Below are 22,178 nucleotides of genomic sequence, written 5' to 3' on the forward strand. Positions count from 1 at the left end.
CCTGGCCAGCAGCTTGGGGGCGCGGGCACGAAGCTGCCCGCGCGGCAGAATTACTTGCCGGCTGTCAGCGCGCCACCCATTTTTTCACACGTGCCCTTGGCCACGTATTTCCAGTCGCCGGGGTCTTTATCCTTGGTGGACTGACCGGCACAGCTGTGGGTGCCCATGGCGTTGGCGCAGTCGTTTTTGCCTGCGGTGGCAACGCCGTAGCATTTTTCCTTGTCGGCGGCCATGGCCGGGGCGGCAGCCAGAGTGCCAGCGGCCACCAGGCCAGCCAGGGCGGAAGCGATCAGAGCGCGGGATGCTTGCATGGGAAAACTCCTTACAGGATAAAAAAATGGGTCAGTGGACGGCGTCCACTGCGTTGGGCGGGCAGCGATTGCCGTTTCCTGCCCCTTGGTCGTCGGGGGCTGGCGCTTCCTTACGGCGTGAGGCCAATTTTTTTTGCACGCCTGACCACCCCGTCAGGCAACACATGGCGCAGGGGATTATTTCATGCGTTGCGCCAATCGGGAAATGTTATTTGCATGATGGGCATCAGGCTGAATGCTGCCACTTCAGCCACGGTTAATCTGCAGCGTAGACAATCCTGGCGCTCAGTCAATCTTCATTGAGGTTCACAAGATGCTGCCCTCTCACCGCCAAGTGGCATTCCGGATTGCTTTGGTCAGCCTGCTGCTGGCTATGCTGGCCAGCCCGCTGGCCTGGCTGGTGGCGCAGGAACAGGCCGAAGAAGGCATTGTGGCACTGGCCATGGAGGATTCCCGGCGTCTGGTGCAGCACTTTGCCACTCAGGCCCAACCTGCGCTATCCGCCGGCCAGCAGGCCGAACAGGCAGCGCGCACTCTGGCTGGTGGCCTGTTCGATATCGCCGAACTGTATGACCGCCAGGGCATTCGGCTGGCCGAGGCGATGACCGCTGACGGTGCCCGAATCGAAGCCCAACTGCCCAAGCACTCGCAACCTGACTATCTTGAGCCGTTTTATCAGCGTTTGCCGCTGGCCAATGGTGACTGGGTGCTGCGGGTGATGACGCCGCTGCGCGAGGCGGGCCCGGCAGCCACGCTGACCGGCTATTTTGAAGGGGTGCGCATTGTGCCGGCGTGGCAGCGCCAGCATATTCTGCTCAGCGCGCTAAGCGCGGCGGCAATGGTCGGGCTGGCTTCCTTGCTGTGCGGCGCGGTGTTGTATCCGGTGGTGGTTCGTTTGTCTACGGACAATGCCGACAAGGCCCGTCAGGTGCTGGATGCCCATTTGTCGATGATGAAGGCGCTGGGTCGGGCGATTGCCCAGCGCGATTCCGACACGGGCGCACACAATTACCGGGTAGCCTGGCTGGCCACCCGGATTGCCGAGCGCATGGGTTTGTCCGGCGGCGAGATGCAGGCGCTGATTGCTGGCAGCTTCTTGCACGATATTGGCAAGATAGGCGTGCCGGACGCGATTCTGCTCAAACCCGGCAAGCTGGACGACGCCGAATTTGCCATCATGCGCAGCCATGTCCAGCAGGGAGAAGACATTGTCAGCGGTATGGGCTGGCTGCACGGCGCGCATGCCGTGGTGGCCGCGCATCATGAAAAATGGAATGGCAGCGGTTATCCGCGCCAGTTGCGTGGTGAGGCCATTCCGCTGTCGGCGCGGATTTTTGCCGTGGCCGATGTGTTTGACGCGCTGTGTTCGCAACGGCCATACAAGGCGGCGTTGGGGTTTGATGACGCGATGGCGATTTTGCTGCGCGACACCGGCAGTCATTTCGACCCGGCGGTGATGGCGGCATTCCAGCCGCAGGCCAGGGGGCTGTTTGACACCCTGGCCTGCGACGGTGGCGGCGAGGCGCATGCCGAAGCCTTGCTGGAAAGCTGTTTGCGCCGTTATTTTTTTGCCGGGTGAGCGGCGGCATCGGCGGACCATGCCCGCATCGCGGCCAGCAGGGCGTCCACCTGCTCGGGGCGGGTGGCAAACGAGGTGACCAGTCGTGCCACCCCGGTGGCCCAGCGGCCATGGTAAAACTGAAAACCTTGCGCCAGCAGCGCAGTAATCATGGCTTCTGGCAACTGGCAGAACAGCATATTGGCTTCAACTGGGGCGCTCAACTGCACGCCAGGAATGGCGGCCAGGCCGCTGGCCAGCCGGGTGGCCATGGCATTGGCGTGACGGGCGTGGCGCAGCCAGGCGTCGTCGTGCAGATAGCCATGCAGCTGGGCGGCGCAAAAGCGCATTTTGGACAGCAAGTGCCCACTGCGCTTGCGCCGGAACGCCAGCGGTTCGGCCAGTGCCGGGTCGAACAGCAAAACCGCCTCGGCAGCCAGCGCGCCGTTTTTGGTGGCCCCAAACGATAGGGCGCTGACGCCGCGTTTCCAGGTCATGTCTGCCGGGCTGCAGTCGAGCTGTACCAGCGCATTGGCAAACCGGGCCCCGTCCATATGCAGCCCCACCCCGGCCTGACGGCAGACCGCGCCAATGGCGTCGAGGTGATCCAGCGTATACACGCTGCCGATTTCGGTGCATTGGGTGACGCTGACCGCTGACGGCTGCACCGCGTGGACATCGCCTTTTTTCACTTGCAGCGCCACGGCCAGGCTGTCCGGGTCGAGCTTGCCTGCTGCGCCCGCCAGCGGCTGCAGCTTGGCCCCGCCGCTGAAAAACTCGGGTGCGCCGCACTCATCGTGCTGGATATGGCTGTCGGCGTGACACAGCACACTGCCCCACGGCGGGGTCATGCTGGCCAGGCTGAGTGCGTTGGCGGCGGTGCCGGTACTGACCAGCAGCATGCGCACCGGGCATTCAAACAGCGCGGCAAAGCGCTGCTCCAGCGCCTGGGTCAGCGGGTCGTTGCCGTAAGGTGCGGCCAGACCGTGGTTGGCGGCGATCAGCGCATCCAGCACTTCCGGCGCGGCCCCTGCGGTGTTGTCGCTGGCAAAATTGATCGGGATGGTGGTCATGGCAGGCCCGAAAAAATGCGCAATCAGCCGCGCGTGGCGCGCGCCACGGCGGGTTGCGACTGAATATTGGCCAGCACATCGGCCAGGTGAATGATGTTTTCCACCTGCAGGCGGAAGCGAATCTGAATGGCACCTTCGCCGGTGTGGGCGTCCTGCATGTCCACACTTTCGATATTGGCGTGCGCTTCGGTAATCGCCGCCGCCACTGCCGCCAGCGCGCCACGTTCGCTGTGCGCCAGCACGGTGATCGGCACGCCGAACAGGCGCTGTTCGTCCAGCTCCCATTCCACATCCAGCTGGCGGTCGTGGTCGATGCGCGCCAGTGTCGGACAGTCGTGGGCATGGATCATCAGCCCCTGCCCCTTGCTGATTACCCCGACAATCCGGTCGCCTGGAATCGGGTTGCAGCAGGGGGCAAACTGCACCGCTGCGCCTTCGTTGCCGCGAATCATCACCGGGCCGGCGCGCACGTCCTCGCCCAGGGTTTCGCCGGCCAGTTCCAGCAGGCGGCTGGCCACCACCATCGGCAATTGTTTGCCGATGCCGATTTCCATCAGCACATCGCTGGATTTTTGGCCCTTGTCGGCAAACTCGCGCAGATACGCCTGCCAGATATCGGCGCTGACCGCCAGGTTGCGTGTGGCCAGTGCCTGCACCGATTGCTTGAGCAGCCGCTCGCCCAGCTGCGAGGCTTCATCGCGCTCCAGGCTTTTCAGGTAGTTGCGGATATGGCTGCGCGCGCGACCGCTGGCCACAAACGCCAGCCAGGCCGGGTTGGGCTTGGACTGGGTGGTGGTGATCACTTCCACCTGGTCGCCATTTTTCAGCGGTGTACGCAATGGCACCAGCTCGTGATTGACCTTGGCGGCAATGCAGCGGTGACCAATATCGGTGTGCACCGCATAGGCAAAGTCCACCGGGGTGGAGCCATGCGGCAGCACCAGAATGCGGCCTTTGGGGGTGAACACGTAAACTTCGTCGGGGAACAGGTCAACTTTGACATGTTCGAGAAATTCAATCGCATCGCCAGATTCGGCCTGAATATCCAGGATATTCTGCAGCCACTGGTGGGTGCGTTGCTGGGCCTTGTCGATGGATTCGTCGCCGCTCTTGTACATCCAGTGGCTGGCCACCCCGGCCTCGGCAATCTGGTGCATTTCGCGGGTGCGGATCTGCACTTCGATCGGCGTGCCATACGGGCCAAACAGCGTGGTGTGCAGGCTTTGGTAGCCATTGCTCTTGGGAATGGCGATATAGTCTTTGAACTTGCCCGGAATGGGCTTGTACAGCGCATGCAGCGCGCCCAGCGACAGGTAGCAGCTGGGAATATCATTGACCACCACACGAAAGCCGTAGATATCCAGCACTTCGGAAAACGACAGCTGTTTTTCCTGCATCTTGTGGTAAATGCTGTACAGGTTTTTTTCCCGGCCCTTGATCGTGGCCTCGATATTGGCCTGCACCAGCTGGGTGCCCAGTTGCTGCAGGATCTTGCTGACCAGCTCGCGGCGGTTGCCACGCGCGGCGCGAATGGCCTTGGACAGCACTTGATAGCGGTTGGGATGCAGGTGCTTGAAGCACAGGTCCTGCAGTTCGCGGTACACCTTGTTCAGGCCAATGCGGTTGGCCACTGGCGCGTAGATGTCGATGGTTTCCTGGGCGATGCGCCGGCGCTTGTCCTCGCGCATGGCGTCCAGGGTGCGCATATTGTGCAGGCGGTCGGCCAGCTTGACGATGATGACGCGAATGTCTTTCGCCATCGCCAGCACCATCTTGCGGAAATTTTCTGCCTGGGCGGATTCTTTGGTCTGGTATTCCAGGCGTTCCAGCTTGGACAGACCGTCCACCAGTTCGGCCACCACCGGGCCAAAGCGCTCGGCCAGCGTGGATTTGGCCACGCCGGTGTCTTCCATGGTGTCGTGCAACAGCGCTGCCGCCAGGCCCTGGGCGTCCATTTTCCAGTCGGTCAGGATATGTGCCACAGCCAGCGGATGGGTGATGTACGGCTCGCCGCTCTTGCGGATCTGCCCTTCGTGGGCGTCGCGGCTGAAGTCAAACGCCTGCCGGATCAAGGGCAGGTCTTCCGGCTTCAGATAGGCTTTGGCCGCGCCCAGCAGCTGGGCTGCTTCGGCGGCGACCAAGGCGTCGTAATCAATCCGTTCGTTCACGTCACTGCTGCTCATTGCGTATCCCTGCCCGCTCGGGCGCTACTGCTGTTTTCAGAACCAGATGGCACCCCGCCGGCCAATGCTCGCCTGGCGGCGGGGCGGTCGCCGGTTCTTAGCCGCGGTGTCGTTCCAGCATTTCGCGGCCAATATGGCCGTTGGAAATTTCGCGCAGCGCCAGCACGGTGGGCTTGTCCTTGCCCGGCTCCACCAGCGAGGTGGCACCCGATGCCAGCTGGCGGGCGCGGTAGGTGGCGGCCAGGGTCAGGTCAAAACGGTTGGGGATACGCTTGAGGCAATCGTCAATGGTGATACGGGCCATGGTTCACACTCTTTAGAAATGAATGGGCTGCCAGGCAGCCCGATGGAAAGAAACGCCGGTGGCGGCGCACCGCGCACCGGCAGGCAGATCGTGCCGGTTGTGGGCAGGCGTGTTGTGCCTGCTCGCGTCAGGCGGACGGGCTTTGCATGCTGCGCAGTTGTTCGCTGCGCACATGCAGCTGCTTGGCAGTGCGCAGGCGCTGGCTGCGCACCACGGCAATCAGGTCGCGCACTGCTTCGTCCAGCTGTTCGTTGAAAATCAGATAGTCCGCTTCAGCCGCGTGGTCGATTTCCGAACGGACCACGGCCAGGCGGGCCTCAATGGTGGCATCGCTGTCCTTGGCGCGCCCGCGCAGGCGTTCGCCCAGCGCTTCCACCGATGGCGGCAGGATAAAAATGCTCACCGCCTCGGGCAGCAGCTTGCGCACCTGCTGCGCGCCCTGCCAGTCGATTTCCAGCAGGATATCGCGGCCCAGCGACAGCTGCTCGCGCAGCCAGCGCACCGAGGTGCCGTAATAATTGCCGTATACCTCGGCGTATTCGAGGAAATCCTTGTGGGCAATCATCGCCTCGAAGGTGGCGCGATCGACAAAATGGTAGTCCTCGCCGTGTATCTCGCCGGCGCGCGGCTGGCGCGTGGTGTGCGAGACCGACAACTGTACGCTTTTGTCCGCCGCCAGCAGGGCGGCGACCAGGGTGGTCTTGCCCGCGCCTGACGGCGCGGTGACGATAAAGATGTTTCCGGTTTGCATAGCGAGGAAATCCAGGTTCGGGACGATACCGTGCCAATCTTTCAGAGTATCACATTTTTGCCCATTTTTTGCCGTTGCTGCACCACGGCAGGGCAAGCGCATGCTTCACTCGGCAGCACGGCGGACGGGGGCGATCACCCGGTCAGGCGGGGGAGTTGCCCGCCCTTGGCAAGGGCGGTGCTTGCCCGTGGACAGCACACGCCCATTTCCTCTGCTGTTATTTTCCGGCGTACAGCAGAAAAATTGCTGGCCGCTTGTGCAGATCCGGCCCCGGAGTGGGCCAGTCCTTGACCCGGCGGCTGATGATGGTTTGCGTCGGCAAGGTCAGGTCGCAGGCCGCCGTCAGCAGGGTGGCTGGCTTTAGCGTCTGCCGCAGCACGGTCAGCATCTGCTGGTTGCGGTATGGGGTTTCGATGAACAGCTGGGCGCAGTCGCGCTCGCGTGATTCCTGTTCCAGCTTGCGCAGCGCGGTGATGCGCTCGTTTTCCGCCACCGGCAGGTAGCCATGAAAGGCAAAGCGCTGGCCGTTGGCACCAGAGGCCATCAGCGCCAGCAACAGCGAGGAGGGGCCAATCAGCGGTTCAACCACATGGCCGCGTGCGTGGGCCAGGCGCACCAGCGCCGCGCCGGGGTCGGCCACCGCCGGGCAGCCGGCTTCCGACATCAGCCCCATGTCGTGGCCGGCCTCCAGCGGGGCCAGCAGCGCGTCGAGTTCACGCTCGGGGGTGTGTTCGTTCAGTTCGGCCAGTTGCAGTTGCTGCAGCGGGGTGTCCAGCGCCAGCTGCTTGAGATGCTTGCGTGCTGTTTTAGCCGCTTCCACTACAAAATGGGTGAGTGGGCGCAGGCGTTCGGCCTGGGCCGGCAGCATCCAGTGTGCAACTTCCTGTTCGCCCAGCGGGGTGGGAATCAAAAACAGCGTGCTCATGCCAGTACCTCGACGCCTTCCTGTTGCAACATGCCCACCAGGGCAAACAGCGGCAGGCCAATCAGGGCATTGGGGTCGCTGCTGTCGATGCGGGCAATCAGCGCCCCGCCCAGCCCCTCGCTTTTGGCCGCGCCAGCGCACAGCAGCGCGTCGGGCTCGCGGCTCAGGTAGGCGTGGATTTGCCCATCGCTCAGCGTCCGCATCTGTACCTGGGTGATGTCGGTGTGTTGTTGTTCACGGCCACTGGCGGCGTGCAGCACGCTGAGCGCCGTATGAAATTCCAGCGTGCGTCCCGACATGGCCTGCAACATCTCGACGGCACGGGCATGGCTGCCTGGCTTGCCCAATTGCTGGCCATCGAGCAGCGCCACCTGGTCTGAGCCGATGATCAGCGCGTCAGGGTGGGCGTGGGCGAGCGAGCGGGCCTTGACCGAGGCCAGCCGGCTGGCGGTGGCGGCGGCGTGTTCGCCGGGCAGCGGGGTTTCATCACAGACCGGGGCCACGGCGGCAAACGGCAGGCCAAGGCGGGCAAGGAGTTCGCGGCGAAAGCGCGAGGTGGAGGCGAGCACAAGGGAGGTCATGTCGGGAGTGCTTGATTTCTTTGACACAAGGCGGACGCGGATTATATCATGCACGGTTTATGTCTGACCCTATTTTGATCGACAGCCTCGACTTCGCGAAGCAGCGCCGGCAATTGTCCGGGGTAATCGCGATGGCCGACCTTCCCCGCACCCACGATCTGCTGGCCAATACCGATGGCTCGCTGACGTGGTCGCTGGCAGGCGGAGCGGACGCTTTATCGCGTCCAACCCTGCGTTTGCGTCTGTGTGCAGACGTGCAGCTGGTGTGTCAGCGCTGCCTGACGGCGATACCGTTCCGGCTGGAGGCCGACACGGTGCTCACGGTGTTTCTGTACGAAGACCGTCTGGAAGCGGCCTGTGAAGACGACGATGCGCTGGATGCCGTGCTGGCCGAGCCGGAATTCAACGTGCTGGCGCTGATTGAAGATGAGGTGTTGCTGGGCTTGCCGATTGTGGCGCGGCATGAGCACTGCGAGCCGGAAGTTCGGCTTGGTGGCAGTGGCAAACCCAACCCGTTTGCTGTGCTGGCCAGTCTCAAACGCAAGCCCGAGTAAATTTTTTAGATTTCAAGGAGTGAAACATGGCCGTTCAACAGAACAAAAAGTCCCCGTCCAAGCGCGGCATGCATCGTGCGCACGACTTCCTGACCAACCCGGCGCTGGCAATTGAAGCCTCCACCGGTGAAGTGCATCTGCGCCACCACATCAGCCCGAACGGTTTCTATCGTGGCCGTAAAGTGGTGAAGACCAAGGGCGAATAATTCCCCCGGTCGGCATTGCCTTGCTGAACAAGCCGTGTGGTTTCCACACGGCTTGATTGCTTTCATCTTGCCGTCTTGTCAGCCGGATTAAAGTCGCGGTGCGGTATCATGCGAACATTAACCCGGTATCGAAATATCCGGGCACTGTTTGTACACTGCCCGCTTTTGTTGTGCGCAGTTATGGCGCTGACATTATTCTGTTCAACCGCTTGTTAACCGGCTTTTCTGATCTGATCCGATGACCATTTCCATTGCTGTGGACGCCATGGGAGGCGATGTAGGCGTTGGGGTAACCATCCCGGCTGCCCTGGCCTTTCTCGACCTGCACCCCGATACCCGCCTGATTCTGGTGGGCCAGCCCGGTCCGATTGAAGCCGAGCTGAAACGCCATGGCCGGGCCGACAGCACGCGGCTGTCCATCCATCCGGCAACCGAAGTGGTTGGCATGGATGAGTCGCCGCAACTGGCGCTGAAAAACAAGAAAAACTCCTCCATGCGGGTGGCGATCAATCTGGTCAAGGAAGGCCTGGCCCAGGCCTGCGTGTCTGCCGGCAATACCGGCGCACTGATGGCTACCGCCCGCTTTGTGCTGAAAACCATCCCTGGCATTGATCGCCCGGCCATTGCCAAGCTGATGCCGTCGGTGGGCGCGGAAACCTGCGTGCTTGATCTGGGGGCCAATGTCGATTGCACGCCCGAGCAGATGTTACAGTTTGGTATCATGGGGGCCACCCTGATGGCCGGCATCAAGGGCCGTGACAACCCCAGAGTGGGCTTGCTCAATATCGGCTCGGAAGACATCAAGGGTAACGGCGCGGTCAAACAGGCGGGTGAAATGCTGCGCCAGTCCAACCTGAACTTTGTGGGTAATGTCGAAGGCACTGATATCTACAGCGGCACGGTGGATGTGGTGGTGTGCGATGGTTTTACCGGCAATGTGGCGCTGAAAACCTCGGAAGGCCTGGCGCATATGGTGGCCACCTTCCTGCGTGAAGAATTTACCCGCAACTGGTTTACCCGGCTGTGTGCGCTGTTTGCCCTGCCGGTGCTGGTGCGTTTTCGCCGTCGGGTGGATTCCCGCCGTTATAACGGTGCCAGCCTCCTGGGTCTGCGTGGCATCGTGGTGAAAAGCCATGGTGGCACCGACAGCCTGGGCTTTCGCTGTGCGCTGGAACAGGCCAGGGAAGAAGTCCACGCCGACGTTATCCAACATATCACCGAACGGGTGGCCGGGCAGCTACGCTCGCCCGAGCCTGTGACGGAGCCCTGACCATGACCTATGCCCGCATTGTTGGCACGGGCAGTTATCTGCCCGAAAAGGTATTGAGCAATGCGGAAATCGCCGAGCGCATTGACACCAGCGACGAATGGATTGTCGCCCGCACCGGCATCCGCGCCCGGCATATTGCCGCCGAGCAGGAAAAAACCAGCGACCTGGCCCTGGCTGCCTCGCAACGCGCCATTGCCGCCGCCGGCATCGACAAGGCCGACATCGACCTGATCATCGTCGCCACCTCCACCCCGGACATGATTTTCCCCAGCGCCGCCTGCATCCTGCAGGACAAGCTGGGCGTGCCTGGCTGCCCGGCATTTGATGTACAGGCGGTGTGCGCTGGCTTCATTTATGCACTGTCTACCGCCAACGCTTATATCCGCTCCGGCATGGCGCGCACCGCGCTGGTGGTGGGCGCGGAAATCTTCTCGCGCATCCTCGACTGGAACGACCGCAGCACCTGCGTGCTGTTTGGTGATGGCGCTGGTGCCGTGATACTGCAGGCGTCGGAACAGCCGGGCATTCTGGGCGTCACCCTGCAGGCCGATGGCCGTTATCAGTCGATCTTGAATGTGCCGGCCCAGGTGGCCAGTGGCGAGATTGTCGGCACACCCTTCCTGCATATGGACGGTGGCGCGGTATTCAAGTTTGCCGTCAAGGCGCTGGCCGACTGCGCCAGCAAAACCCTGGCGGCCCAGGGCATGAGCCATGCCGATCTGGACTGGCTGGTGCCGCATCAGGCCAATGTGCGGATTATCGAATCCACTGCCAAGCATCTGCACCTGTCGATGGACAAGGTGGTGCTCACCCTGCCGCAACAGGGCAATACCTCGGCGGCGTCGATTCCGCTGGCGCTGGACGCTGCCGTGCGCGATGGCCGGATTCAGCCAGGGCATACCGTGATGCTGGAAGGCATTGGCGGCGGCTTTGCCTGGGGTGCGGTGTTGCTGACGATGTAATCGACCCTGTTGCACCCTGCTGGCACACTGTGGGTATGCCAGGCCGGGAGGTGACAGACACGACTGCTGCAAGGCGGTCAGCATGCTGCGCGTCGGGTGACCTGGCCAGGTCACGCCGGCGCCTTATTCTATTGAATGACTGGTTTTCAAACGTATGTATGCACAGTCGGCTGTGCACACCGACGCCAAGGAGCGCTGCAGATGACTTTTGCTTTTCTGTTTCCCGGTCAGGGCTCGCAAAGCCTGAACATGATGGACGGCTTCAGTGCCGCCGTGGTCAAGGACACCTTCGACGAAGCCAGCGAGGCGCTGGGCGATGACCTGTGGGCCATGCTCAAGGCGGACAGCAGCGACACCATCAACCAGACGGTGAACACCCAGCCGCTGATGCTGGCTGCCGGGGTAGCCACCTTCCGCGCCTGGCTGGCGCTGGGCGGAGCCATGCCCAGCGTGGTGGCCGGGCACAGCCTGGGCGAATACAGCGCGCTGGTGGCGGCGGATGCACTGGACTTTGACGACGCCGTGCGCCTGGTGCGCCTGCGTGCCGAAGCCATGCAATCGGCGGTGCCGGTGGGTACCGGTGCCATGGCTGCGGTGCTGGGGCTGGAAGATGCCGATATTGTTGCCGCCTGCACCGAAGCAGCGCAGGGCGATGTGGTGGAGGCGGTGAATTTCAACGCGCCTGGCCAGGTGGTGATTGCCGGCAGCCTGGCTGCCGTGGAGCGCGCGATTGCCGCCTGCAAGGCGCGCGGTGCCAAGCGCGCCTTGCCGTTGCCGGTGTCGGCACCGTCGCACTGCGCGCTGATGAAGCCTGCCGCGCTGAAGCTGGCCGACGCCCTGGAAGGCATTTCCATCAGCGTGCCAACCGTGCCGGTGCTGCATAACGCCGACGTGGCCAGCTACACCGATCCGGTGCAGATTCGCGATGCGCTGGTGCGCCAGCTGTATTCGCCGGTGCGCTGGACCGAAACCGTGCGCAAGCTGGCCGCCGATGGCGTCATCCGGCAGGCCGAGTGCGGGCCGGGCAAGGTGCTGGCCGGGCTGAACAAGCGCATTGACAGCAGCCTGAGCACGCTGGCGCTGACCGATGACGCCGCGCTGGCTGCCGCACTGGGCAGCCTGAACGGCTGATCTGACTAAAAACAGGAGACACTATGCAATTTAACGGACAGGTGGCCCTGGTCACCGGCGCTTCCCGTGGCATTGGTGCGGCGATTGCCGACACCCTGGCTGCCGCCGGAGCCAAGGTGGTGGGCACCGCCACCCGCGCCGACGGCGCTGCTGCCATTCAGGCGCGGCTGGCGCAGTGGGGCGGCATGGGCGTGGCGTTTGATGTCACTGGCGGTGCCGAGGCGGTGGATGCGCTGATGGGCCAGGTGGAAAGCCAGTTTGGGCCGGTAGCCATTCTGGTCAATAATGCCGGGATCACCCGCGACCAGCTGCTGATGCGGATGAAAGACGAGGAATGGGATGCCATCATGGATACCAACCTCAAGTCGGTGTATCGCCTGTCCAAGGCGGTGCTGCGCGGCATGATGAAGGCGCGCAGCGGTCGCATCATCAGCATTGCCTCGGTGGTGGGCGTGTCTGGCAACCCTGGCCAGTGCAACTATGCAGCCGCCAAGGCGGCCATCATCGGCTTTTCCAAGTCGCTGGCGCGTGAAGTGGGCAGCCGTGGCATTACCGTCAACAGTGTGGCACCGGGCTTTATCGACACCGACATGACCCGTGCCCTGCCAGAGGCCCAGCGCGCCGCCCTGGTGCAGCAGATTGCCCTGGGCCGGCTGGGCGAGGCGCAGGACATTGCCGACGCTGTGGCGTTTTTGGCCTCTGAGCAGGCTAGGTATATCACCGGACAGACAATCCATGTCAATGGTGGCATGCTAATGCCCTGACGCAGGTTTTGCCGTGTAACCGGCGTCTGAAACGTCTGTTCGCTGCAAATCGCAACACATTACCGCTGACGCGCCGGGCTGCGTCTCACACGAGGCGCTAGGTGGCTGTCAGGTTTTTTTGTTAGAATGCCGGGGTTTTTTGTTACCCCAACACGAAAGGCAAGGGTTTACACAAATGGAAAACATCGAAGCACGTGTCAAGAAGATCGTGGCCGAGCAACTGGGCGTGAACGAAGCTGAAGTGAAGAACGAATCCTCCTTCGTCGACGATCTGGGCGCGGACTCGCTCGACACCGTCGAACTGGTGATGGCGCTGGAAGAAGAATTCGGCTGCGAGATTCCGGACGAAGACGCAGAAAAGATCACCACCGTTCAGCAAGCCATCGACTACGTGACTGGCCATCAGGAATAATCACGCAGACGGTGTGCGAAAGGCGCGGGCAATCCTCCGGGGTTTCCCGTCCTTTCTGCCGCCAACCGGTGTTTTTGTTTGAGCGTGCCGCCACATGTTCCCGCAAACACACCGTTTCGTCCCCATTAAGGAGTGCATCTTGGCAAGACGTAGAGTCGTCATCACTGGCCTTGGCCTGGTGAGTCCGGTCGGCAACGACGTCGCTACCGGTTGGGCCAACATTGTTGCTGGCCAATCCGGTATCACCCGCATCAGCAAGTTCGATCCGCAAGCCATGGCCTGCCAGGTGGCGGGCGAAGTGCGCGGCTTTGACGTGACCGCCTACATCCCCGCCAAGGACGCCCGCCGCATGGATACCTTCATCCATTACGGCATGGCGGCCGGCATTCAGGCCGTGCGTGACGCCGGGCTGGAGCAGGCCAACATCGACCCTGAGCGGATTGGCGTGATCATCGGCTCCGGCATTGGCGGCCTGCCGATGATTGAAGACACCCACAATGCCTTTCTGGCCGGTGGCCCGCGCAAGATTTCGCCGTTTTTCATTCCCGGCTCGATCAGCAATATGGTGTCGGGCAACCTGTCCATCCTGTTTGGCTACAAGGGCCCGAGCTACGCCATTGTGTCGGCCTGCACCACTGCCACCCACTCGATTGGCGACGCGGCCCGGCTGATTGAATACGGCGATGCCGACGTGATGGTAGCCGGCGGCACCGAAGCCACCATCTGCCCGCTGGCGATTGGCGGTTTTTCCTCGGCCAAGGCGCTGTCCACCCGCAACGACGACCCGGCAACGTCCAGCCGGCCATGGGATGCAGGCCGTGACGGTTTTGTCATGGGCGAAGGTGCCGGGGTGATGGTGCTGGAAGAATACGAACACGCCAAACAGCGCGGTGCCACCATCTACGCTGAAGTGGTGGGTTACGGCATGAGCTCCGACGCCCATCACATGACCGCACCGTGTGAAGACGGTGATGGCGCGATGCGCTGCATGAAAAACGCGCTGAAAAACGCCGGCATGAACCCGGACGAAGTGGACTACGTCAATGCCCACGGCACCTCCACCCCGCTGGGCGATGTGGCAGAAACCGTGGCAGTGAAACGCTGCTTTGGCGACCATGCCTACAAGCTGGCAGTCAGCTCGACCAAATCGATGACCGGCCACCTGCTGGGTGCTGCTGGCGGGATTGAAGCCCTGTTCTCGGCGCTGGCGGTGTACCATCAGATCCTGCCGCCGACCATCAACCTGCATGAGCCGGGCGAAGGCTGCGATCTGGACTACGTGCCGAACACCGCGCGTGACGCCAAGATCAACGTTGCCCTGTCCAACTCGTTTGGCTTTGGCGGCACCAACGGCACGCTGATTTTCAAACGCGTCTGAGCGCGTGTTGCTTGACAGCCAAAACCGCCGTGCTACGCTCACGGCGGTTTTTGTTTTTTCTGCCCGCCCTGTCCTGGACTCTGATGTATACCCTTCCGCTTTCGCATACACCTGATCTGGTTGCGCTGGCCGCCGCCAATCCGCACCAGTTTCCCTGCCTGCTGCAATCCGCCGGAGCCCAGGGCTGGGACATCCTTGCCGCGTTTCCTGACAGCGTGCGCCATTACGGCCAGGCCGAGGCCGGGCAGCTGCACGCCGACCTGGCCGCACTGCCCGTGGGCGACGGGCTGGCGGATGGGGCGCTGCCGTTTCGCGGTGGCTGGTTTTTTTATCTGGGCTACGAACTGCTCAACCAGTTTGAACCCAGCGTACCCGCGCCGCTGGACGACGACTTTCCGCTGGGCGCGCTGCTGCGCATCCCGGCGGCGATTCTGGTCAATCGGGCCGACGCCAGCGCCTGGCTGATGGCCGAGCGCCCGGAGCTGCTCGACCGGCTGATTGCCTGCCTGGCCGACGCCCCGATATTCGATCCGCGCCAGCCCAAGGTAGAACTGATTGAAGAAGACCCACCGCTGGTGTTTACCGACGCGGTGCGCCGCATCCAGCGCTATATCCGCGAAGGCGATGTGTTTCAGGTGAATGTGTCGCGGCAGTGGGAAGTCAGCCTGAGCAAGCCTTATGCCCCGGCAGAAGTGTTTGCCGCCCTGCGCCGCGCCAACCCGGCACCGTTTTCTGCCCTGCTGCACTTGGGTGAGCACGCCGTGGTCAGCTCCTCGCCCGAGCGCCTGGTGCGGGTGGCGGCTGGCTGGGCAGATACCCGCCCGATTGCCGGCACGCACCCGCGCTCACCCGATCCGGCAGAAGACGCCGCCCTGCGTCGCCGGCTGATTGACAGCAGCAAGGAGCGCGCCGAACACATTATGCTGATTGACCTGGAGCGCAATGACCTGGGGCGGATTTGCCAGCCGGGCAGCGTGGAGGTGAACGAGCTGATGGCGGTGGCCAGCTACAGCTATGTCCACCATATTGAATCCAATGTGCGTGGCCGTAAACGTCCGGAAGTCAGCCCGGCACAGGTGATGCGCGCGCTGTTTCCCGGCGGCACCATCACCGGTTGCCCCAAGGTGCGCACCATGCAGATCATCCGCGAGCTGGAAACCGCGCCGCGCCGCGCCTACACCGGCAGCCTGGGTTATCTGAACCACGATGGCACGCTGGACAGCAATATCCTGATCCGCACCTTCATGCAGACCGGCAGCCAGCTGCGTTTTCGCGCCGGTGCCGGCGTGGTAGCGGATTCCGACCCGGAACGCGAACTGCAGGAAACCCGGCACAAGGCGCGTGGGCTGCTGCGGGCATTGGGCCAGTAGGGCCCCGCCTGAGGGGCACGCGCTGGGGGACTCGACTGGCATGGCCGTGGCGGCCAGGACGGCGTGCGCCAGACTTGAACTTCGGTCATTATCTGTCCATCATGGCAGACTGATTGCGCCAAGGAGGGAAAATGTCGACCTGGATCAACGGCCTGCCGGCCACACAGCTGAATGCCGACGACCGTGGCCTGGCCTATGGCGATGGCCTGTTTCGCACACTGCGCCTGCGCGATGGCGCACCCTTGCTGTGGCGCTGGCACTGGGCACGGCTGCAGGCCGATTGCGCCGCCTTGCGCCTGCCCTGCCCGGATGCCGGGTTGTGGCTGGGCGAGCTGGCCGCTGCCAGCGCTGGCGTGGCCGACGCTGTGGCCAAGCTGACCCTCACCCGGGGCGCTGGCCCGCGTGGTTACGCGCCGCCGACCCAGCCACAGCCCACCCGGATTATCCAGATCAGCCCGCGCATACCGCCTGCCGCCGAGTTCTACCAGCACGGCGTGGCGGTATACGCCTGCGCCCTGCGTCTGGGCCATCAGCCAGCGCTGGCCGGGGTCAAGCATCTGAACCGGCTGGAAAATGTGCTGGCGCGCAGTGAATGGTCGCCACCGGACTATGCCGAGGGCCTGCTGTGCGACAGCGAAGGCTGGGTGATTGAAGGCGTGATGAGCAATTTGTGGATCCGTCGGGGTCGCGAGCTGCTGACCCCGCAACTCGACCGCTGCGGCGTCAGCGGCGCAGCACGGGCCTGGGTGATGGAAGTGGCCGGCAGCCTGGGCTATCAGGTGCGCGAATGGCGGTTGCGCCCGGCGGATGTGCTGGCCGCGGATGAAGCCATGCTGTGCAACAGCCTGATTGGCTTCTGGCCGATTGCCCGCTACCAGCAACGGCGCTGGAGCCAGTTTCCCGCTGCCGATGCACTGAACCGCGCCTGGGCCGAGGCGGGTTAGGCACATGCGAAGGACGCGCTGATGTATTCAGCAAAATCGTTGTTGCCAAAAGCAAAACCCAGCAAAATCAAACCTCTGGATTCCTGCTTTCGCTGGAGTGACGATTTTTTCAGCGTTTTCCGAATAGTTCAGTCACGTTGAAACACAAGGGCACATGCGAGCGAGCTGACGTCGGGCGTCTCGGTTTGATTTCTGTTAAAACAAACCCTTGCCTTGCCAAAGTGAACCGCCCGCCGCACCCCCACCCCGTCATTCCCGCGCCGGCGGGAATCCCGGGGCATCTACAGCGTGCAGCAGATGCGAGTTCTCACGACCACCACGCCACGCTCAATGCCCACGGCACACGATGTGGCACGGCCTGGGTTCCCGCCTGCGCGGGAACGACAAGTGAGGTGGGGCTCATACCGAAAGAGGTCTGGTCACCCATCACCTTGAAACGCAAGGGTACATGTGAGCGAGCTGACGTCGAGTATCTCTATTTGTTATTTTAAAACAAAGCTTTGCCTTGCCTTTCCACAGCAAACCGCCCGTCGCACCCCCACCCCGTCATTCCCGCGAAGGCGGGAATCCAGAGGCATCCACAGCGTGCAGCAGGTGCGAGTTCTCACCACCACCACCACCACGCCACGCTCAATGCCCACGGCGCACGCTGTGGCACGGCCTGGGTTCCCGCCTGCGCGGGAACGACACGTCAGGTGAGGCTCATGCCGAAAAAGGTTTAATCACCCATCACCTTGAAACGCAAGGGCATATGTGAGCGAGCTTATGTCAGGCATCTCTATTTGTTCTGTTAAAACAAATCTTTGCCTTGCCTTTCCACGGCAAACCGCCCGTCGCACCCCCACCCCGTCATTCCCGCGCAGGCGGGAATCCAGAGGCATCCACAGCGTGCAGCAGGTGCGAGTTCCACCACCACCACGCCACGCTTAACCCCCACGGCGCACGATGTGGCGCGGCCTGGGTTCCCGCCTGCGCGGGAATGACAAGCTAGGTGAGGCTCATGCCGAAAAAGGTCTGGTCACCCATCACCTTGAAACACAAGGGCACATGCGAGCGAGCTGACGTCGGGCATCCGCGCCGACTATCAGTTTATATCGTGATGAATGACTACTGGAGCGCCCTTATGTGTCCGCTACTGGGCTTCCACATAGCCAGCCTCCAGCACCAGCGCGCGAATTGGCTCGGGCACCGGAATCGATTTGCCAGTGGAATAATCCACCCACACCAGCGCCACTTCGCCTACCGCATACGCCTTGTCATGCTGGCCATTGACATAAAAATGGTGGCGCAAACGCAGGCTGCTGCGGCCCAGTTTTTCCACTTCCAGGGTAATTTCCACCTCAGCCGGGTAGGTGATCTGCTGCTTGAACACACAGCCGGTGCTGCCAATCACCGGCCCGGTGCCAGACGGGGTGATCGGCATGCCCAGGCGATCCAGCCACTGGATGCGTGCCTGTTCCATCAGTCGGAAATACAGGGTGTTGTTCAGATGCCCGACGGCATCCATGTCGCCCCAGCGCAGGGTGAGCGTTTCGCTGCCAATCTGCGGGTAGTGTTTGTCCATTGATCCATCTCCTTGCCAATAATTTGATTGTTTTGTGCGCTTCGACGTCACTGTGCCGGGCTGATGCGGCTTTGTCCAGCCAGTTGGCGTGGTGAAAATACGACAGTTTTATATCTCTGGATGGGTGATGGACAAATGGGCTTTACTGGGCAAGCACAGGAAAAAACCGGTCAATATGTAGTTAAATTTGCGTAATTAACGAGATAAAGCGATGGTTTATGTCTGTTTGCCCGGTGTGTTCTGCGCCGTTGGCGCGGCTGGGCGACACCAATCCTCCGCAGGATGAATTAGCTGACATATTGGCGTGCTCTGATGGCGCATCCTTACCCAGCAGGAATCCTGCCCATGCGCCACCCCCAGCTTGCACCGGTCGAAGTGTTTCTCGACCCTCGACAGCCGATTGTCACCCGCACCGATCTACGTGGCAGCATTGTCTACGCCAACCCGGCGTTTATTGCCATCAGCGGCTTCAGCGCGGCGGAACTGATTGGCCAGCCGCACAATATTGTCCGCCACCCGGACATGCCCAAGCAGGCATTTGCCGATTTATGGCGCACCCTGGCCGAGGGCAAGCCCTGGCGCGGGATGGTGAAAAACCGGACCAAGTCTGGCGATTTTTACTGGGTGGAGGCCTACGTCACCCCGGTGTTCGAGCAGGGCCAGCATGTGGGCTATATGTCGGTGCGCACCGCGCCCAAGCGCAATGAAGTGGCGGATGCCGAGCGCTTGTACGCCGAGATTCGTCAGGGCCTGGCGGCTTTTCCGGCCACCCGTCAGCCGTGGACGCCATCGCTGCTCAGTGTGGGCGGTGGCATGGTGGGCTGTTTGCTGCTGGCGGTGCTGTTCAGCATGCTGACCCCCTCGAGCTGGCTGGGGGTGGCGCTGCTCAATGGCCTGGCATTGCTGGCCGGCGTCTGGATGACATTGAGCGTGCGCTAGTCGCTGCGACAGATGCGCCACACGGCGCTGGTCGGGCATTTCGAGCAGTCGCTGTAGCGGCCCACACTGCCGCCAGGGCCTGCAACAGGCGTGGCGGCAGCGTGGGTCAGTGTGCCGGCAAGAGAGAGCCGCTCACAACATGCAGCGCAGCGGTTCTGGCTAGGCGCGTGACCGCAGACAGTACAAACAGGACGGCAAGGTCACGCAACAACGCCAGGAGGGTGTGGTGAGTGGCGCTAAACGCTGTCGTCTTCGCGGGCACCGTCGATGCCCAGTTCCTGAATCTTGCGGGTCAGGGTGTTGCGGCCCAGACCTAGCAGGTGGGCGGCTTCCACCCGGCGGCCACCGGTATGCGCCAGTGCGGTTTTGATCAGCGCGGCTTCAAACTGATGGGTCAGGCTGTCGATAATGCCGATTTCGCCGCGCTTGAGCCGCTGATCGGCCAGATGTTCCAGCGCGCTCACCCAATCACCGCTGGGCATGCCATTTGGGCTGGCCTGCGGTGCTTCTTTCATTTCCGGCGGCAAATCGCCCGGTTCGATGGTCTGGCCGGGAGCCATGACCGTCAGCCAGTGGCAGATGTTTTCCAGCTGGCGCACATTGCCGGAGAAGGGATAGACCTTGAGCATGTCCATCGCCCCATCGGACAGGCGCTTGGGTTCGACGCCCAGTTGCTGCGCGCTCTTGAACAGGAAATGGCGGGCCAGCAGCGGCACGTCTTCCTGGCGTTCGCGCAGGGGCGGCAGGCGCAGGCGAATCACGTTCAGCCGGTGAAACAAATCCTCGCGGAACAGCCCCTGCTTGACCCGGTCTTCCAGATTCTGGTGGGTGGCGGCAATCACCCGCACATTGGCCTTGATCGGCTGGTGGCCGCCCACCCGATAGAAAAACCCGTCGGACAGCACGCGCAGCAGGCGGGTTTGCAGCTCGGTGGGCATGTCGCCAATTTCGTCCAGAAACAGCGTGCCGCCTTCGGCTTCTTCAAAGCGGCCACGGCGCTGGGTGGTGGCACCGGTAAACGAGCCGCGTTCATGGCCAAACAGCTCGGACTCCAGCAGGTCGCGCGGAATCGCGGCGGTGTTGATGGCGATGAATGACTTGGCCGCACGGTTGGAGTGGCGGTGCAGCGCATGCGCCACCAGTTCCTTGCCGCTGCCGGATTCGCCGGTAATCAGTACGGTAACCGACGACTGTGACAGCCGGCCAATGGCGCGGAACACATCCTGCATGGCCGGGGCCTGGCCCAGCATCACCGGGGTGGCGTCCATGGCGTCCGGGCCGGCATTGTCGCGTTCGGCCTCGCCCAGCGCACGCTCGACCAGCTGCACCGCCTGATCCACGTCGAAGGGCTTGGGCAGGTATTCAAACGCGCCACCCTGGAAGGCCGCCACGGCGGAATCCAGGTCGGAGTGGGCGGTCATCACGATCACCGGCAAGGTGGGGTGTTCTGCCTTGACCGTGGCCAGAAATTTCAGCCCATCGGTACCGGGCATGCGGATGTCGCTGAGGATGACCTTGGGCAGGCTGTCATACATCGCGTTAAGCGCATCGTCGGCGTTGGTGAAGCTGGCGTAACTGATGCTGGCGCGGGTCAGCGCCTTTTCCAGCACCCAGCGGATGGACTTGTCGTCGTCGATGATCCAGACGGATGGCGTCATGCTTTTTTGTCTCCAAAGGGCAGCAGCACGGTAAAGCAGGTGTGGCCGGGGCGCGAGTCGAATTCCACGGTGCCGCCATGCTGGTGGACATAGGTTTGCGCGATGGTCAGCCCCAGGCCGGTGCCTTCGGCGCGGCCAGTGACCAGCGGATAAAAGATGTGGTCTTTCAGCTCAGCTGGAATGCCGGGGCCGTTATCGATGATCTGCAGCAGCATGGCCAGCTGGTAGCGTTTGCGCGCCAGGGTGACCTGGCGGGCCACCCGGGTGCGCAGCACGATCTGGCCGCGCCCGTGCATGGCCTGGATGGCATTGCGCATGATATTGAGCACCACCTGAATCAGCTGCTCCTTGTCGGCGGTCAGCGGCGGCAGGCTGGTGTCGTAGTCGCGGCGGATGGAAATGCCTTGCGGGTACTCGGCCAACGCCACACTGCGCACCCGCTCCAGCACTTCGTGAACATTCACTTCGCCCAGGATGTGCTTGCGGTTGGGGGCGAGCAGGCGGTCGAGCAGCTGCTGCAGGCGCACCGCCTCGTGGGTGATCACATCCAGGTATTCTTTCAGCTCGGGCCGGTCGGCCAGCTCGTGTGCCAGCAGCTGTGCTGCGCCGCGAATCCCGCCCAGCGGGTTCTTGATTTCATGCGCCAGGTTGCGGATCAGCTCGCGGTTGGCGGCTTGCTGGATCAGCAGGCGTTCTTCATTGGCAATTTTCAGCTGCTGTTCAATCGGGCGCAGTTCAATCAGCGCCGCGCAGCCGGCCACATTGATCGGGGTGAGCGTGCAGATCACCTGCAGCACAATCTGGTTCAGCGTGGTCAGCGACAGGTCGTGTTCGGTAAAGCTGACATCGTGCGCCACCGCAGCGCGCAGGCCGGCCACCAGGGCGCGGCCATCGATGAACAGGGTGGACAGCGTGTGTTTGAGCAGTTCTTTCTGACTCAGGGCCAGCAGATTTTCGCAGGCCGGGTTGACGTAGCGGATGCTGCCGTCGCGGCTGACAGCCAGCGTGGCGGTTTCCAACAGTTCTAGGCCGGCAAAGGCGGTATCGGGCATGGCGGACAGGGCTTGGGTGCGTTAGTCGGAAAAACGACACGGCCAGGGTCAGGCCGTTGAATCGCTCAGGCCAGATTAGCAATAAGCGAGCCAGCCCAAAACGGTGCGCCATGCGCCGGGAATGGGGCTTGCTGCTGAGAATGCCAATGCTATGCACAATAGTAGGGCATCAGCTGGCAAAAAACCGGAAAACCCGGCCCAGGGAGGCGCATTTTTCGGGGGCGTGATGATGGCATGCGCAACAGTGAGGCATTGGCACGGCAGCGTAGGGTGGGTGAATGTTTAAAA

Annotated in this window: 22 protein-coding genes; 12 read left to right on the plus strand and 10 right to left on the minus strand. The window is 62.5% G+C overall.

The window, feature by feature from the left end:
• Positions 1 to 50: 50 nt before the first annotated feature.
• A complete protein-coding gene (locus BXU06_RS02005; RefSeq protein ID WP_077296326.1) occupies positions 51 to 311 on the minus strand; it encodes a DUF2282 domain-containing protein in 261 nt (86 codons plus the stop codon).
• 313 nt (positions 312 to 624) lie between these two features.
• Between BXU06_RS02005 and BXU06_RS02010 the strand changes: the two genes are divergently transcribed.
• Positions 625 to 1,890: an HD-GYP domain-containing protein gene (locus tag BXU06_RS02010; RefSeq protein WP_077296328.1), complete on the plus strand. Its 1,266-nt coding sequence runs from the start codon at positions 625 to 627 to the stop codon at positions 1,888 to 1,890.
• Here BXU06_RS02010 and BXU06_RS02015 read toward each other — a convergent pair.
• The 6 genes from BXU06_RS02015 to BXU06_RS02040 all read right to left on the minus strand — a co-directional run bounded on the left by BXU06_RS02015 (position 1,872) and on the right by BXU06_RS02040 (position 7,686).
• Positions 1,872 to 2,942, minus strand: coding sequence for a low specificity L-threonine aldolase (locus tag BXU06_RS02015; RefSeq protein ID WP_077296330.1), 1,071 nt, complete (start codon positions 2,940 to 2,942; stop codon positions 1,872 to 1,874). The two genes, BXU06_RS02010 and BXU06_RS02015, sit on opposite strands and share 19 nt — an antisense overlap.
• Before the next feature lie 23 nt (positions 2,943 to 2,965).
• A complete protein-coding gene (locus tag BXU06_RS02020; RefSeq protein WP_077296332.1) occupies positions 2,966 to 5,125 on the minus strand; it encodes a bifunctional (p)ppGpp synthetase/guanosine-3',5'-bis(diphosphate) 3'-pyrophosphohydrolase in 2,160 nt (719 codons plus the stop codon).
• A 97-nt stretch (positions 5,126 to 5,222) separates the two neighbouring features.
• A complete protein-coding gene (gene rpoZ / locus BXU06_RS02025) occupies positions 5,223 to 5,429 on the minus strand; it encodes a DNA-directed RNA polymerase subunit omega (RefSeq protein ID WP_077296334.1) in 207 nt (68 codons plus the stop codon).
• Positions 5,430 to 5,556: 127 nt separating this feature from the next.
• Complete coding sequence (gmk, locus tag BXU06_RS02030) at positions 5,557 to 6,180, minus strand: guanylate kinase (RefSeq protein WP_077296336.1); 624 nt, start codon at positions 6,178 to 6,180, stop codon at positions 5,557 to 5,559.
• A gap of 217 nt (positions 6,181 to 6,397) precedes the next feature.
• Positions 6,398 to 7,105 carry an SAM-dependent methyltransferase gene (locus tag BXU06_RS02035; RefSeq protein ID WP_077296338.1) on the minus strand — a complete coding sequence of 236 codons (708 nt, stop codon included), beginning with the start codon at positions 7,103 to 7,105 and terminating at the stop codon, positions 6,398 to 6,400.
• Entirely contained in the window at positions 7,102 to 7,686 is a 585-nt protein-coding gene (locus BXU06_RS02040) for a nucleoside triphosphate pyrophosphatase (protein WP_077296340.1), read from the minus strand. Before BXU06_RS02040 ends, BXU06_RS02035 begins: the two co-directional genes overlap by 4 nt.
• Positions 7,687 to 7,745: 59 nt before the next feature.
• On the opposite strand from BXU06_RS02040, the gene BXU06_RS02045 reads away from it, so the two are divergent.
• From BXU06_RS02045 to pabC, 10 genes are all read left to right on the plus strand, one after another.
• The gene (locus tag BXU06_RS02045; RefSeq protein ID WP_077296342.1) at positions 7,746 to 8,240 is read left to right on the plus strand and encodes a DUF177 domain-containing protein; all 495 of its coding nucleotides are present in this window, start codon (positions 7,746 to 7,748) and stop codon (positions 8,238 to 8,240) included.
• Between the two features lie 26 nt (positions 8,241 to 8,266).
• Positions 8,267 to 8,446: a 50S ribosomal protein L32 gene (rpmF, locus tag BXU06_RS02050; RefSeq protein ID WP_077296344.1), complete on the plus strand. Its 180-nt coding sequence runs from the start codon at positions 8,267 to 8,269 to the stop codon at positions 8,444 to 8,446.
• 238 nt (positions 8,447 to 8,684) lie between these two features.
• The gene (gene plsX, locus BXU06_RS02055) at positions 8,685 to 9,716 is read left to right on the plus strand and encodes a phosphate acyltransferase PlsX (protein ID WP_077296346.1); all 1,032 of its coding nucleotides are present in this window, start codon (positions 8,685 to 8,687) and stop codon (positions 9,714 to 9,716) included.
• A gap of 2 nt (positions 9,717 to 9,718) precedes the next feature.
• Positions 9,719 to 10,678: a beta-ketoacyl-ACP synthase III gene (locus BXU06_RS02060; protein ID WP_077296348.1), complete on the plus strand. Its 960-nt coding sequence runs from the start codon at positions 9,719 to 9,721 to the stop codon at positions 10,676 to 10,678.
• A 201-nt stretch (positions 10,679 to 10,879) separates the two neighbouring features.
• The gene (gene fabD, locus BXU06_RS02065; protein WP_077296350.1) at positions 10,880 to 11,809 is read left to right on the plus strand and encodes an ACP S-malonyltransferase; all 930 of its coding nucleotides are present in this window, start codon (positions 10,880 to 10,882) and stop codon (positions 11,807 to 11,809) included.
• 23 nt (positions 11,810 to 11,832) lie between these two features.
• Positions 11,833 to 12,573, plus strand: a complete 741-nt coding sequence (gene fabG, locus BXU06_RS02070; RefSeq protein ID WP_077296352.1) for a 3-oxoacyl-ACP reductase FabG — start codon at positions 11,833 to 11,835, stop codon at positions 12,571 to 12,573.
• A gap of 175 nt (positions 12,574 to 12,748) precedes the next feature.
• Positions 12,749 to 12,985, plus strand: a complete 237-nt coding sequence (gene acpP, locus BXU06_RS02075; protein ID WP_077296354.1) for an acyl carrier protein — start codon at positions 12,749 to 12,751, stop codon at positions 12,983 to 12,985.
• Between the two features lie 139 nt (positions 12,986 to 13,124).
• Positions 13,125 to 14,363, plus strand: coding sequence for a beta-ketoacyl-ACP synthase II (fabF, locus tag BXU06_RS02080; protein WP_077296356.1), 1,239 nt, complete (start codon positions 13,125 to 13,127; stop codon positions 14,361 to 14,363).
• An 83-nt stretch (positions 14,364 to 14,446) separates the two neighbouring features.
• A complete protein-coding gene (locus BXU06_RS02085) occupies positions 14,447 to 15,733 on the plus strand; it encodes an aminodeoxychorismate synthase component I (protein ID WP_077302580.1) in 1,287 nt (428 codons plus the stop codon).
• A 131-nt stretch (positions 15,734 to 15,864) separates the two neighbouring features.
• A complete protein-coding gene (gene pabC / locus BXU06_RS02090) occupies positions 15,865 to 16,677 on the plus strand; it encodes an aminodeoxychorismate lyase (RefSeq protein WP_077296358.1) in 813 nt (270 codons plus the stop codon).
• A gap of 1,132 nt (positions 16,678 to 17,809) precedes the next feature.
• Here pabC and BXU06_RS02095 read toward each other — a convergent pair.
• Positions 17,810 to 18,241 carry a thioesterase family protein gene (locus BXU06_RS02095; RefSeq protein ID WP_077296360.1) on the minus strand — a complete coding sequence of 144 codons (432 nt, stop codon included), beginning with the start codon at positions 18,239 to 18,241 and terminating at the stop codon, positions 17,810 to 17,812.
• A gap of 345 nt (positions 18,242 to 18,586) precedes the next feature.
• Between BXU06_RS02095 and BXU06_RS02100 the strand changes: the two genes are divergently transcribed.
• The gene (locus BXU06_RS02100; protein ID WP_077296362.1) at positions 18,587 to 19,180 is read left to right on the plus strand and encodes a PAS domain-containing protein; all 594 of its coding nucleotides are present in this window, start codon (positions 18,587 to 18,589) and stop codon (positions 19,178 to 19,180) included.
• Between the two features lie 236 nt (positions 19,181 to 19,416).
• Here the strand turns inward: BXU06_RS02100 and ntrC are convergent, their stop codons facing one another.
• Entirely contained in the window at positions 19,417 to 20,838 is a 1,422-nt protein-coding gene (gene ntrC, locus BXU06_RS02105) for a nitrogen regulation protein NR(I) (RefSeq protein ID WP_077296364.1), read from the minus strand.
• Complete coding sequence (glnL, locus tag BXU06_RS02110; RefSeq protein ID WP_077296366.1) at positions 20,835 to 21,890, minus strand: nitrogen regulation protein NR(II); 1,056 nt, start codon at positions 21,888 to 21,890, stop codon at positions 20,835 to 20,837. The genes ntrC and glnL overlap by 4 nt, the downstream gene beginning before the upstream one ends.
• Between the last annotated feature and the right edge of the window lie 288 nt (positions 21,891 to 22,178).

Origin of the sequence: Aquaspirillum sp. LM1 (genome assembly GCF_002002905.1) — a bacterium.
Classification (GTDB): Bacteria; Pseudomonadota; Gammaproteobacteria; order Burkholderiales; family Aquaspirillaceae; genus Rivihabitans.

Bases quoted from the DNA above. Each gene is read 5' to 3' on its own strand.
- BXU06_RS02005 (WP_077296326.1), bottom strand. From the start codon at position 311: ATGCAAGCATCCCGCGCTCTGATCGCTTCCGCCCTGGCTGGCCTGGTG.
- BXU06_RS02010 (WP_077296328.1), top strand. From the start codon at position 625: ATGCTGCCCTCTCACCGCCAAGTGGCATTCCGGATTGCTTTGGTCAGC.
- BXU06_RS02015 (WP_077296330.1), bottom strand. From the start codon at position 2,942: ATGACCACCATCCCGATCAATTTTGCCAGCGACAACACCGCAGGGGCC.
- BXU06_RS02020 (WP_077296332.1), bottom strand. From the start codon at position 5,125: ATGAGCAGCAGTGACGTGAACGAACGGATTGATTACGACGCCTTGGTC.
- rpoZ (WP_077296334.1), bottom strand. From the start codon at position 5,429: ATGGCCCGTATCACCATTGACGATTGCCTCAAGCGTATCCCCAACCGT.
- gmk (WP_077296336.1), bottom strand. From the start codon at position 6,180: ATGCAAACCGGAAACATCTTTATCGTCACCGCGCCGTCAGGCGCGGGC.
- BXU06_RS02035 (WP_077296338.1), bottom strand. From the start codon at position 7,105: ATGAGCACGCTGTTTTTGATTCCCACCCCGCTGGGCGAACAGGAAGTT.
- BXU06_RS02040 (WP_077296340.1), bottom strand. From the start codon at position 7,686: ATGACCTCCCTTGTGCTCGCCTCCACCTCGCGCTTTCGCCGCGAACTC.
- BXU06_RS02045 (WP_077296342.1), top strand. From the start codon at position 7,746: ATGTCTGACCCTATTTTGATCGACAGCCTCGACTTCGCGAAGCAGCGC.
- rpmF (WP_077296344.1), top strand. From the start codon at position 8,267: ATGGCCGTTCAACAGAACAAAAAGTCCCCGTCCAAGCGCGGCATGCAT.
- plsX (WP_077296346.1), top strand. From the start codon at position 8,685: ATGACCATTTCCATTGCTGTGGACGCCATGGGAGGCGATGTAGGCGTT.
- BXU06_RS02060 (WP_077296348.1), top strand. From the start codon at position 9,719: ATGACCTATGCCCGCATTGTTGGCACGGGCAGTTATCTGCCCGAAAAG.
- fabD (WP_077296350.1), top strand. From the start codon at position 10,880: ATGACTTTTGCTTTTCTGTTTCCCGGTCAGGGCTCGCAAAGCCTGAAC.
- fabG (WP_077296352.1), top strand. From the start codon at position 11,833: ATGCAATTTAACGGACAGGTGGCCCTGGTCACCGGCGCTTCCCGTGGC.
- acpP (WP_077296354.1), top strand. From the start codon at position 12,749: ATGGAAAACATCGAAGCACGTGTCAAGAAGATCGTGGCCGAGCAACTG.
- BXU06_RS02085 (WP_077302580.1), top strand. From the start codon at position 14,447: ATGTATACCCTTCCGCTTTCGCATACACCTGATCTGGTTGCGCTGGCC.
- pabC (WP_077296358.1), top strand. From the start codon at position 15,865: ATGTCGACCTGGATCAACGGCCTGCCGGCCACACAGCTGAATGCCGAC.
- BXU06_RS02095 (WP_077296360.1), bottom strand. From the start codon at position 18,241: ATGGACAAACACTACCCGCAGATTGGCAGCGAAACGCTCACCCTGCGC.
- BXU06_RS02100 (WP_077296362.1), top strand. From the start codon at position 18,587: ATGCGCCACCCCCAGCTTGCACCGGTCGAAGTGTTTCTCGACCCTCGA.
- ntrC (WP_077296364.1), bottom strand. From the start codon at position 20,838: ATGACGCCATCCGTCTGGATCATCGACGACGACAAGTCCATCCGCTGG.
- glnL (WP_077296366.1), bottom strand. From the start codon at position 21,890: ATGCCCGATACCGCCTTTGCCGGCCTAGAACTGTTGGAAACCGCCACG.